Origin of the sequence: Borreliella carolinensis, from assembly GCF_032595855.2 — a bacterium.
Taxonomy (GTDB): Bacteria; Spirochaetota; Spirochaetia; order Borreliales; family Borreliaceae; genus Borreliella; species Borreliella carolinensis.
The window spans coordinates 20,573-31,160 of sequence record NZ_CP179464.1 but is presented as its reverse complement, the minus strand read 5'-3'; the positions used below and the strand labels follow the sequence as shown (position 1 = coordinate 31,160).

Here is a 10,588-nt window from a genome sequence, read left to right as displayed (position 1 = left end):
TTACAAAAATCTTTGATTGCCAAAGTGAACACTTCTCTCTCTATATCCTAAAGACAACATCAAATATGCTGCGGATATTGCATCAAGAGCGTCATCATGGGTTTTGTTATCCCCCTTATACGAATAAATATCATTAAATACAGAAGAACTGCTGTATTTCGTAATGTAAAGTTTTTTGTAAGTAAACGGCGTAATTAACGTTGTTATTCTGCTAAATTTATTAGACTTTGGTTTAACTGGGGTAATTCTAAAATAATGACTCATATTTTTCCTAAGTAGCACGTATTCACGGGTCAATGCACCAGCACCTTTTGTATTGTCTCTATCCTCTAAATACAGTGTATGTACATTGAAATTTTCTAAAACGGTCTTAACCATATTCATAATATACGGGTCATTGGCTGGTCGTTGATCTTGAAATACAAAAGCATAATACTTATCATCAACTCGCTCCATAACACATAATGCTGTGTTATCCCCATCAACACTAAATGCTGGGTCTAAGTATGCTATTGGGCTAGTAAACACATAATCATCAGTAATATTTATTTGTGTAAAAATTGAATCTGTGCTTGCTATCCATTCTCCTAGCAAAACTCTTGCTTTATATGATGGTACATCTTTATATAGCTTTTCTTGTGTTTCTATAAATCCTTTACTAAGTAGAACATTGTCATAAGTTGTAAAATTATATGTCTTAAAAGTTGCTATATTGTCAATATAATCGGTTTTAAAATAGTGCTCTGGATGATCAGGATTAGTATCAAAAATAATGGTTTCTTGTCCACAACGTAGTCTTTTTAAGACTTCCTCTAAAGTTTTCTTATGCAAAGTTGTAGCCTCATTCACAAAAATGAGTGCCGAATTACTTCCTCTAAATCTTTCAAAATCACTTGCCTTATCTCCACCGTATAGATTAATTCGCAGTGAATCAATCAGAATATATGAATTATTTGTATGTCTTGGAATATAAGGAATTTTAAGAAGTTTGCATAGCTTTTCAAATTGTCCCAAAACATTAACTTCAACTGAACGTTGTGAATTCCCAATAATGAAATTATTCGTATCACTAGAGTATAACTTTTTATTTTTAATCAAACTTTTGAGAAAAAGATAACAGGCAAGATACGTTTTGCCACTAGCTATACCACCACTGAGTATAATCTTCTTTTCATTATTTTTTTGAATATTTTTTATTACATTTTTTTGTTTTAAAGTTAACTGTTTTTCTTCAAACTTATCAAAATCAATTGAAAAGTTTGTTAGCTTTATAAATTGTGATATATCAACTCCATATTTATTTTTGTATTCCTTTTGTAGTGTTGTAAAAAGTTTTGTTTGATATAAGTTCACTTATGCCCTTTACTATTTTTATAGTTGTTTTTGCTTTCAGTTCCGTTAAGCGTAGCAAGTTTCTTCATACATTCATAATAAAGCTCCATTTCTCTTATTGAATATTCCTTTACATATTCATTAAGTTCACTTTTCAAAGAATTAATTTCTTCATTATCAACTAACTTATTTTTTTTATTACTTGCTTTATTTAATGCATCAATTTCGTTTCTTAAATTTTCTATTTTAGTATGCATGCTAGCAAGCTCAACGCCAAAATATTGTTTAAATGAACGTATAAACCCTAATTCTAAGTTAGCCCGTTCTAAATCTAATTCGCTTATAACTTTCCTAGCGTTAACTTCTGATTTAAAAGTTTGTGACAAAAGGTGCTCAAAAATATCTTCACTAATTGATAATCTAGAATCATCGTTAACAGAACTTTCTCCACTTTCCCATTTTCGCCTCATCCTCCACACATTCACCTTAGAAACTCCTAATTTAGCTGCTATTTCTCTATCATTTAACAATCCTTCTCTAAAATATGCAACATAATCATCAAAAGATCTTTTAACTTTTTTCAAAAAAATCCTCTAAAATAACAAAATTAACAAATTGTTACTTTAAATAGTAATTCAATTAGTTAATTGTTAACATAACCTGATAACTTCTTGATATTTAACGGGGAATATTTGTTGGCTTTTATTGACTTAGTTCGTTGCTATTTCTATAATTTTTGATTTAGAAATAGCAGTTCACTAATTTATTGCATATTACTATAAATTAACTCTACTTTTTCGGAAAAATATTTCATTTCATTCATAAGATTTCTACTTGTGAAAAGTCCTTTATCATAATAGTGTATACTCAAAAATAAAATACCTCTAAATTCTTTAATCGCATCTATTTGAAAGTCTAATTCTGATACTTTTTCTCTTATCCCATTAAGAATTTGATAAACAAAAATCAAAAATTCGATGGATTTATCTTCTCCCAATCTTTCTAAACATTTTTCTAGCATTCCTTTCTTGTAGCTAAAATCAACTTTGAAACTTTTAAATTTTTTTACTAGATTTTTTCTTTTCAAAGTGTCTTTAACAAATTCTTTTTCCGATTCTAAAAAAACACTTTTTCCGGTTTTTATTACGTATTTTTGCATTTTTTCAACAGCATTGTATATTTGTCTTTTTTGCTTTAGAGTTATTTGGCTAGTTAAATAGAGCTTGTTTATAAGTTTATCTACTTCTTTTTTTGTTTTCTTATATAAATTATCATAAAAATCTGAAATCTCATTTATATTCATCATAACTCTAGAGAGTATATAAATAAACAATATTTTAAACAATAGTTTTTGGCACTTTTTAAATGAAAATTTTGATAGAAAACATTTCTATATTCATAACAATAAAATCTACAAAAAAATAACAGCTGGTTATTTTTTCAACTAGCTGTTATTTTGTGTATACAAAATTTATTTATATCTAAACCTATTCATAATCATCATTACTCTCATCGATGTATCCTTTAATTGTTTCAAAATTATCTTTACTTTCAAGATATTTTTTAACTTCTTCTAATTTTGATTTTAGTTTAATTAATTCAGAGCTAATTTCGCCAACATTTACATTTTCTTTTAATTTAGGTTCATCACTTCTGGTATCAAGAACATATGCCTTATCGCCTTCATTTAATTTGGTTCTTAACTTGTCTCTAGCATCGCTCAATTCTTCCAATAACCTTCCCAATTCTGTTTCTGTTTCTTCATCTTCTAAATCCCAGGTTTTGCGTATAGAGTCGTCATCATCAGTGAAATCATCATATATGGGCCCAGTAATTCTATCTATAACTCCTTGTGCTCTTACACTTGCTTGTCCCGCTATGACATCAATATTTTCATTGATCTCATCTATTTTAGATGCAAGTGTTTTAATTCGATCATCAACTTGTCTTCTTTCTTTCTCTTCTTGTTGTTGTCTTTGCTTTTCTTCTTCTTGTCTCTCTCTTTCTTTTTTCTTTCTTTCTTCTTCTTTAACTTTTTTTTGTCGTTCTTCTTCTTGTCTTTTTTGTTCTCTTTCTTCTTTTTCTTTAGTATTTTCTTCTGTATTTTTTTGTTCTTCTTTTTTCTCTTCTACTTCTACTTTTACTTTTTCGCTAACTTGTTTTTCCTCTTTCTTCTCTACTTTTTCTTTTTTACCATTCTCTTCCTTTTCTGCTTCAGTTTTTTCTACTTTCCTCTCTTCTTGTTGACCACCACTTTGTTCTGTTACTTTTATTGTTGACACTGACGTATTGTCATAACTATTTGGTGGCAATACTGGTTGCAGTGCTATTATGCTACCATTAGGATCGTCACCCGGCATCATTTCTTCTTCTTGTAATTTTTTTGCTACTTTATCTACTTTTGGACCACTTGAAGTAATTTTATTCTTTAATGAATCCGAAATCTTATCTAGAAATCCGTTAACTTGCCCTTTTGTTTTTTGCTCTAAATCTTTAATTGCATAATTCTTGCAAGAACTTATCAGCGCAAAAACTGCATAAATAATCAACATTTTTTTATTCATATACGCTCTCTCCTATATTTCTAACTTCTATTTTAAATTATTTTTAAGCTCTTCTAAGGGGATTGCATATTCAGCAATTTTATTTTCTGAATTCTTAATGCTATCTCCTGAAAATGTAATATATTCGGTCCCATCAATTTTTTTTATCTTTGTTATTATATCTTTATTTTTAATACCATCTGCTTTGCTTTGTTCGTTTATATACCCATAATATACACTAGTTTTAAATGATCCGCCTTTAATCATTGCTTTTATAAAGTTATTAACTTCTGTTTTTTTCAAATAAAAGAATATAGATTCATAATATCCTAATTGATCATCATCCCTTAATACCGTCTTTATTCCATCTTTTTCTTTTAATATAAATAAAGTTCCTAAGTCTATCCAATTGCCACTAGTATCTTTATTTTTAATTTTTACAACAAATCGAGAGAATTTTACTGTACCACTACTTTCTTTATCACTTAAATTGCTTACAAAATTTTTAGAAGAACTTATCAAAGCAAAAACTGCACAAATAATTAACATTTTTATTATCTTATTCATAAGTTACTCCGTAAAGTCTAAATAATACCACAACACCTAATGAATACAATATTTCAAAGATTTAAATATATAATTTTGTTACATTCCTCTGTTACATATTAACAAAACACAAATGTAATTTTAATCAACTCCCCAAAATCTCTCCATTGCAAATGCACTGCTCATTACAAGAGCCTACAAAATAGATACAACTTAAATTTCAAAGTCTTTGCTATATATTACACAAAGTATTCTATCTTTCTTGTGTACCACCCTCAAAAATCACTACTTCTGTTTATCCCACCCACTTTACAGCCCAGATTTTGCATACAATGAGAACACTCATAATTTGACTAAAATTTTTCGTTTTTGGTAAAATATAAATTACATTTTTTATCTATTTTTATTACTTTTACTTAATTTAAAAGTAACACTTATAAGGAGCTTGTCTTATGGATATGAATAATTCTTTTAATTTAAATAATAGCAATATAGATTTTATGCTCAAACTACTACAAGATCATCAAAAACTAATAAATGAAAACAAAATTCTAGAAAATGAAAATAAAATTCTTAAATCACTAGAAAATTCACCTAAACGTAAGAAAAAAAATTCAAAACCAACTCCTAAGTTTTATTTGACCCCTAAAAGTATTAAATTAATTCTAAAATGTGCCAAAACCTTAAAACAAATTGACCCAATTTCTGGTTGGTTTGTGCATCTACTCTTAATAAGTGGATGTAGGGGTACTGAAATGCAAAAAGTCAAAATGCAAGATATTTCAACTTTTTTAAGCAAAACCGGAAAAACTTTATATACTATTAAAGTAAATGTGGCAAAAAAAAGAAATGTCACTTGCATTCGAGAAATTGTTATCAACTCAGAAGAGTTCGAGGCTATTCAAACAGCACATAAAAATCATTTCCAAGAAAAAACTCTTGACTCACGGCGTACTTATCTTTTCCAAAAGAGCAAACATAAGTTTAAAGATAACCAAATTGATATTGTCCATATTTCTAAAAAATTCAAAAATCTTCTTAAAAAATCGGGGTTTCGTGTAAATAAATCTCTCCATTTATGTCGAAATTTATTTATTTCAAATTTGAAATCTAACGGTTACAATTCTTTTCAAATTAAAGAACTTATGAAATATTCTTCAACCAATGAAATTGATAATATCTACGGACTCTCTTCTGCTAATAAAATTCAAGCTTATGAATGTGCTAAAAAGTGCCTTAAACTTTAGTAAAACTATTTCAGTTTAAATATACGCTTTGAAGTTACTTTAAATATTTTTCCACGAGGCTTTAAGTCAAGTGAATCATACAATATTTCTTTATTCTTTGTTGCTATAAAGTGATACCCAGTAACCTTATCGATTTTAACTTCACTTATTTCAAATTCATTAGCTGCGCCCAAATAATTTGAAGTTTCATATCTTACACTACTTCTAATCCCATAGTAATTAAGTATCATACACGGATTCATAATAAAACAATTACTCTTGATATAACCAAGTCCTATAAATCTATAATACGCTGTATTTATTTCATATGCATTAAATTCACGTTTCTTAAATAGACTTGTATAATAATGCAGACACAAAAAGTAACAACCCCATCTTCGTATCTCTGGTCTTAAAGCTCTATTGTCTTGTTTTATTTTATTAATAAGCATTGATTTCCTCTCCTATATTAAATTATTTCTTTAATTTTTTAGTGCACCCATTCACATGGGGACACTAACATTATTTGCAAATGCTATATTGCTTGGGAAAAGCAATGTTTCGCTTGTTGGCAATAACCCACTTAATCTATCTGATATTGCCCTTTTCTTAGAGTCAAAAGTGAACACAAATTCTCTAAATCTATAATTTACGTGCTCAATTAGTGGACATATATTCGTAATATTGTAGGTTTTCATTTTAATTAAATCTTTAAGATACTTTTCTCTTTTTTTGTGTTCGTTTTGCATTTTACTTAATTCTTTTTTTGCACTATCAACTTCCATTAAATCACACGCAACATTTTCAGCAACTTGCCTATCCGTAATTTCAAGCTCTATACAATCAACATATTCTACAAATTCTCTTGCCCAATCAAACTCAAATCCAGAGCTATAAAATTCACTTCTTTCTACTAAATCTTCAACTAGTTTTATCACTTCATTATTATCATTATTTAATGTTTGTAAGTTGATATTATTATTTTTAAATATTTGAGTTCTTATGTTAAAAACTTCCCTCTCACATTTGTGAACATGTTCAAGCACTTTTGCTATTAAGCCATCATTTCTCTTAATCTTACAGTTAACTGGTGCTGCATCTATTAAAAAGAATAAATTACAATACTCAAGTCCAGTACATGCTAACTGCATTTGTGCTTGCACATAGTATTTGAAAAAATATTTACTGCTTAAAAAATTGCCATTTTTATTATACTCAGCAATTGCACTGCTCATATAATTAGAATCACTGCTTTTAATTTCTAAAAGCTCTACTGTGCCATTACTATTTATAAACCACCCATCAATTGTTGATCCAACAAACATTTCTGATTTACCAGTTTTCTTGAAATAATTATACTTATCAACACCGTTAGCATATTTGTTCTTATACAAAATATCAATATTATCACCATGTGCTTTAACAAATTCTCTAAATCCTAAATTCTCTAATTCTTTGCCCTTGAGCATATACAAATTCTCTTCAAAAGGTAGGCTCATTCCAAAATATTTAAGCACTCTGTTAATCATCAAGTCTTTAAGTCCTGCACCTCCAATCAAAACATTACCTACTTCACTAGCTCCGTATCTATCAAGTTCATTTCTTTGTGTGCTAAAATCAATATTTCGATTAAATCTAAAGCATTCTTGACTGCTTATTCCTGGTAATTTTTTACCTATCTTGCTTAATTTACTTTTTTCTTTAGTGGGAGAAGATTTTTCCTCAATTATTTCACATCCAGTAAAACTTTGTTGTTCAACACTTATCATTTTGAGTTCTCCTTTATTTATATTTTGTATTTCTTGATTATTTTTGTTTGAAAGATTTTCCATCTTTTTACTCCTATTATTTGTATTAATAAATATAAGTATATAGCAAAAACTATTTTTGCCAACTTTTTTACAAAAATTTTTACAAAAAAATAAAGTTTGGCTAGTTTTTTGTTCTAACCAAACCGTATTCTTAGTTTTTAAGGTTGTCTCATTATGATAAAGTTAATCTTACTATACATAAATATAGTAACAAAATCAATTTTTGACAATTTTTTATAACCATTTTCACAAAAAAAGGCTTAACTATATCCTTAAATAAAAGAACATGGTTAAGCCCAAGCTAAATCGGATTTATAATAACATAAATGGTTTAAGTTTCCTCCTGTAATTTTTATTATAATATTATAAATATTAAAAACTATTTTTGCCAACTTTTTATAGAAATTATTATAATTAATAAAAGCTTTATTATATTCTTTTGTTAAAGAACTTAATAAAATTAGAATTTAACCAAATTTGCTTATTAAAATTATTTTAATAAGCTTTTTAATAATTGAATATATTCTAATTTAGAATTAAAATCAATTTGTATTTGTTAAAACAAAAGAACCTATTTAAATTATCTTGTTAAAAAATTCAAATAAGTTCTAATTTAAAGCTATATACTAACTTATTACTTTATAAAATTTTAATCATTCTCATTTGAAAAAATACTTGTTGAATATAGAATAGATAATTGGAGCAAGCGTTATTCCCATTATTAGAATTACTTGTATTGTTCTGTTACTTGCATTAAGTTCATTTTTTAGGCTAGATATATCTTTTTGTAAAGTCTTTTCAACGCCATATATTTTGGCATTTAAACTTTTTTCTATACTATCTATTTTGGCATTTAAATTTTTTTCTACATTATCTATTTTGGCATTTAAATTTTTTTCTACATTATCTATTTTGGCATTTAAATTTTTTTCTACATTATCTATTTTGGTATCTAAATTTTTTTCTACATTATCTATTTTAGTATTTACACTATCTATTTTAACATAAACACCATCTATATCTTTTTGAAAGCTCTTTTCTACATTAATTATTTGTTGTTCTAAAGAATTTATTTTTTCTTTTAGAACTTCAAAACTATAATTATCATTTTGAAGTAAAACAAAATCTATTGCCTCTTCACTAAATCCTTTATTTAAAAATTCTAATCTTATATTTTCTATTTTAAGAGTATTGTAGGCCAAATTCCTCATAAATCCCCTTTATTATCCTTTTAATTGTTTATACTTTTTTAACAGCTTATTAATCCAATCTTTTTGATTTTCAAAAATATCCTGCATCATAAAACTTGTAAATTTAGTATTTTTTTTGTAAAAATCATAACTTTCTTGAGTTTTAAGTTGAAATCTTAAGGGTTTTATTGGATTTTGCCTAGATTTTTTTAATGCCGAACTTTCTTTATTTTGTATTAGCTCAAGAGAATTTTGAATACCATTTTCTATTAAATAATCTTCTTTAAGAATCCCCTCTTGTAAAGCAGTTGCTAATTTTAAATAAGCATAAGCCTGCGTCTTTGCTATATTGTAATTCTTAATAAAAGCATCAAAACTTTTATATCCATCTAGTTTATAGTATTCGTTATCTTTTATTTCTTTTAAGATTCTAATATTGTCCACTTTATGAAATATTTCTTTTCTAAAGTTTGCTCTCAATCTATCCTTTAAAGCATTGTAATGAATAATTGCATCTTCATTGGTAACAATTTTTTTTTCAATATCGGGATCTATTTCTTCTGATAAAACCCTTTTGTTTAATTCTATTTTCATAAAAAATCTCCTCTACTTTAGAGTTGTTCAGGAACTGAACAACTCTTTATAATATATTTTTCATACATATCAAAAAATTTTGATACCGCTTCTTTATATTCTTCGATATAATCTTTAGTCATATCAAATTCATCATTTCCAGTAATTTTTCTATTTAAATCTTCTCTTTCATGCACTATTCCTAAAAATCCTTTTTTGGATCTAACATGTTTTAATAACTCTTTATGCGTATTATTTTTTTTAAATCTTGTTATAAGAATAAAAATTGGGATTTTTATTCTTAACTTCTTAATATAAAATTCTAATAGCTCCAAACTTTCAACTGCCCATTTTTCCGCAGTCATTGGAACTATTATGCAATTACTAGTCATTAAAGCATTTGATAAAGTAAAATCTAAACTTGGATTAGTATCTATTATTATATAATCATAATCCTGTTTTAAAAAAATTAAATTGTCCTTTAATCTCAATTCTTTAAGGGGAATAAACTCGCTTGAAAATTTATGTAAACTTAAATAACTTGGTATTAAGTCTAAATTGCCTTTAACATTTATAATTGCATTATTTATATCTAATTTTTCTTTCAATACTCTGTATATATTTTTGCTTACAATATTAATCTTTTGACTTGCAATTTCTTTATAAAAATAACTAGTAGTAGAGGCTTGGGTATCTATATCTATTAATAATACTTTATATTTTTGGGCCAACAAATTTGCAAATATAATTGCACTTGTGCTTTTGCCAACACCACCCTTGATTGATGCTATTGTTATTATTTTAGGTTTTTTATTATCCATTTGATTAACGGTCCTTGTTCTGGGTATTTTTTCCCATAAAATTTATATACTTGTTGTTCTAAATCCGTAAACATACTAAATAAAACTTTGTTGTAGTGATTATTTGTTCTTTTTTTATCTAATAATCGATATAATCCCTTAAAATAGCAGAAAACACTTCCTGCTTTAAATCTAAATTCCATATAATATGCCCTTGCTAATGCATATGCTTTTCTAGTCCCATTTATTTGATACTTTATTAAAGGTTTTTTAATTGGTTTTCTATAGCCATAAAAAATACCTATAAACTTATCTCCTTCTTTAATTGGGTACAAGTGAGTTTCTTCAACAATTCTTTCTCCATTAAATAGGGCCCTCAGTGATAATCTAAATTCGTGTTTTTTCTCATATACTCCAAATTTGTAAATGTCCATCATTATTTTTGTATGGTACATTGCTTTCCCATTTTCTTTTTCAATCAAAATAAAGCGTTCTTTATTTTGGCATTCAACCTTACATTTGCCTTTTTTTATAGTTTCAATAGGTTCTGATGCATTTCCCATGTTA

General features: G+C 26.9%; 12 protein-coding genes. 1 reads left to right on the top strand and 11 read right to left on the bottom strand.

The window, feature by feature from the left end:
* From QIA46_RS06770 to QIA46_RS06750, 5 genes are all read right to left on the bottom strand, one after another.
* Entirely contained in the window at positions 1 to 1,353 is a 1,353-nt protein-coding gene (locus QIA46_RS06770) for a PBSX family phage terminase large subunit (protein ID WP_418906110.1), read from the bottom strand.
* Positions 1,350 to 1,916, bottom strand: coding sequence for a DUF603 domain-containing protein (locus QIA46_RS06765; RefSeq protein ID WP_418906109.1), 567 nt, complete (start codon positions 1,914 to 1,916; stop codon positions 1,350 to 1,352). The genes QIA46_RS06770 and QIA46_RS06765 overlap by 4 nt, the downstream gene beginning before the upstream one ends.
* 179 nt (positions 1,917 to 2,095) lie before the next feature.
* Entirely contained in the window at positions 2,096 to 2,635 is a 540-nt protein-coding gene (locus tag QIA46_RS06760; protein WP_418906108.1) for a DUF643 domain-containing protein, read from the bottom strand.
* 184 nt (positions 2,636 to 2,819) lie between these two features.
* A complete protein-coding gene (locus QIA46_RS06755; protein ID WP_418906107.1) occupies positions 2,820 to 3,896 on the bottom strand; it encodes an ErpC protein in 1,077 nt (358 codons plus the stop codon).
* A gap of 27 nt (positions 3,897 to 3,923) precedes the next feature.
* Positions 3,924 to 4,442: an Erp family outer-surface lipoprotein gene (locus QIA46_RS06750; RefSeq protein ID WP_418906106.1), complete on the bottom strand. Its 519-nt coding sequence runs from the start codon at positions 4,440 to 4,442 to the stop codon at positions 3,924 to 3,926.
* A 431-nt stretch (positions 4,443 to 4,873) separates the two neighbouring features.
* Between QIA46_RS06750 and QIA46_RS06745 the strand changes: the two genes are divergently transcribed.
* Positions 4,874 to 5,668, top strand: a complete 795-nt coding sequence (locus tag QIA46_RS06745) for a tyrosine-type recombinase/integrase (protein WP_418885288.1) — start codon at positions 4,874 to 4,876, stop codon at positions 5,666 to 5,668.
* 5 nt (positions 5,669 to 5,673) lie between these two features.
* On the opposite strand, the gene QIA46_RS06740 is transcribed toward QIA46_RS06745, so the two are convergent.
* The 6 genes from QIA46_RS06740 to QIA46_RS06715 all read right to left on the bottom strand — a co-directional run bounded on the left by QIA46_RS06740 (position 5,674) and on the right by QIA46_RS06715 (position 10,584).
* Positions 5,674 to 6,099: a DUF261 domain-containing protein gene (locus QIA46_RS06740; RefSeq protein WP_418906105.1), complete on the bottom strand. Its 426-nt coding sequence runs from the start codon at positions 6,097 to 6,099 to the stop codon at positions 5,674 to 5,676.
* 51 nt (positions 6,100 to 6,150) lie between these two features.
* Positions 6,151 to 7,479 (bottom strand): DUF244 domain-containing protein, encoded by a 1,329-nt coding sequence (locus tag QIA46_RS06735; RefSeq protein ID WP_418906104.1) that lies wholly within the window; start codon positions 7,477 to 7,479, stop codon positions 6,151 to 6,153.
* Between the two features lie 638 nt (positions 7,480 to 8,117).
* Entirely contained in the window at positions 8,118 to 8,669 is a 552-nt protein-coding gene (gene bdr / locus QIA46_RS06730; protein ID WP_418906103.1) for a Bdr family repetitive protein, read from the bottom strand.
* A gap of 12 nt (positions 8,670 to 8,681) precedes the next feature.
* On the bottom strand, positions 8,682 to 9,242 hold the full coding sequence (locus QIA46_RS06725; protein ID WP_418906102.1) for a chromosome replication/partitioning protein: 561 nt from the start codon (positions 9,240 to 9,242) through the stop codon (positions 8,682 to 8,684).
* A gap of 17 nt (positions 9,243 to 9,259) precedes the next feature.
* Positions 9,260 to 10,042, bottom strand: coding sequence for a ParA family protein (locus QIA46_RS06720; protein WP_418906101.1), 783 nt, complete (start codon positions 10,040 to 10,042; stop codon positions 9,260 to 9,262).
* Positions 10,018 to 10,584, bottom strand: coding sequence for a DUF226 domain-containing protein (locus QIA46_RS06715; RefSeq protein ID WP_418906100.1), 567 nt, complete (start codon positions 10,582 to 10,584; stop codon positions 10,018 to 10,020). The genes QIA46_RS06720 and QIA46_RS06715 overlap by 25 nt, the downstream gene beginning before the upstream one ends.
* Between the last annotated feature and the right edge of the window lie 4 nt (positions 10,585 to 10,588).

Bases quoted from the DNA above. Each gene is read 5' to 3' on its own strand.
- bdr (WP_418906103.1), bottom strand. From the start codon at position 8,669: ATGAGGAATTTGGCCTACAATACTCTTAAAATAGAAAATATAAGATTA.
- QIA46_RS06740 (WP_418906105.1), bottom strand. From the start codon at position 6,099: ATGCTTATTAATAAAATAAAACAAGACAATAGAGCTTTAAGACCAGAG.
- QIA46_RS06745 (WP_418885288.1), top strand. From the start codon at position 4,874: ATGGATATGAATAATTCTTTTAATTTAAATAATAGCAATATAGATTTT.
- QIA46_RS06720 (WP_418906101.1), bottom strand. From the start codon at position 10,042: ATGGATAATAAAAAACCTAAAATAATAACAATAGCATCAATCAAGGGT.
- QIA46_RS06760 (WP_418906108.1), bottom strand. From the start codon at position 2,635: ATGAATATAAATGAGATTTCAGATTTTTATGATAATTTATATAAGAAA.
- QIA46_RS06725 (WP_418906102.1), bottom strand. From the start codon at position 9,242: ATGAAAATAGAATTAAACAAAAGGGTTTTATCAGAAGAAATAGATCCC.
- QIA46_RS06755 (WP_418906107.1), bottom strand. From the start codon at position 3,896: ATGAATAAAAAAATGTTGATTATTTATGCAGTTTTTGCGCTGATAAGT.
- QIA46_RS06735 (WP_418906104.1), bottom strand. From the start codon at position 7,479: ATGGAAAATCTTTCAAACAAAAATAATCAAGAAATACAAAATATAAAT.
- QIA46_RS06715 (WP_418906100.1), bottom strand. From the start codon at position 10,584: ATGGGAAATGCATCAGAACCTATTGAAACTATAAAAAAAGGCAAATGT.
- QIA46_RS06750 (WP_418906106.1), bottom strand. From the start codon at position 4,442: ATGAATAAGATAATAAAAATGTTAATTATTTGTGCAGTTTTTGCTTTG.